The sequence below is a fragment of the Vulcanisaeta sp. genome, from assembly GCF_049966235.1.
Taxonomy (GTDB): Archaea; Thermoproteota; Thermoprotei; order Thermoproteales; family Thermocladiaceae; genus Vulcanisaeta; species Vulcanisaeta moutnovskia.
On record NZ_JBMFVA010000089.1, the window covers coordinates 1 to 514 of the forward strand.

General features: G+C 50.2%; 1 pseudogene. It reads left to right on the forward strand.

What is annotated here, in order from left to right:
- A pseudogene (locus ACP5L5_RS11860) lies at nucleotides 1–514 on the forward strand (hypothetical protein); the annotation flags it as partial.

Consider the following 514-nt stretch of genomic DNA (forward strand, 5'->3'; position numbering starts at 1 on the left):
CTGGCGAAATCCGCATACTCATAAGCGGCCTAAGCATTAATGAGGATATCTCAATCACGTGGCACTTAACCGCCAAGGATTATGGGGCGAGATCGAAGGAGGAGGTCGTGAAGGAGGTCAGGAACTTTGATGAGGAGAGGACCAAGGTGTTCCTGGCACCGGCGATGTGGGGTGATGGTGAGGTCAATGTTGGTAAGAAATATGTAAGGCTTTACATGGGCTTGAGCAAGTACGACCTGTGGTACGGCATTATCGAGAGGTTGATAAACGAGCTCGGCTTCGCTGGGCCGTACTCGGACGAGCGTAGTGTTAGGGTTGAGGTTTGGTCGAGTAAGGCTGTTGGGTTGGCTAGGGATTGGTTGGCGATGCCAGACCTCAGGGAATTAATTGAGTTAGGCGCTGGTTTACCCGATGGCGAGAAGTTCAGAAGAATAATCGAATTAGCGTCAAAGGATGTTAGGGAGAAGGGCAGTAGCTCAATTGCAATACCTGGAACGAACATAAGCATGAGCAT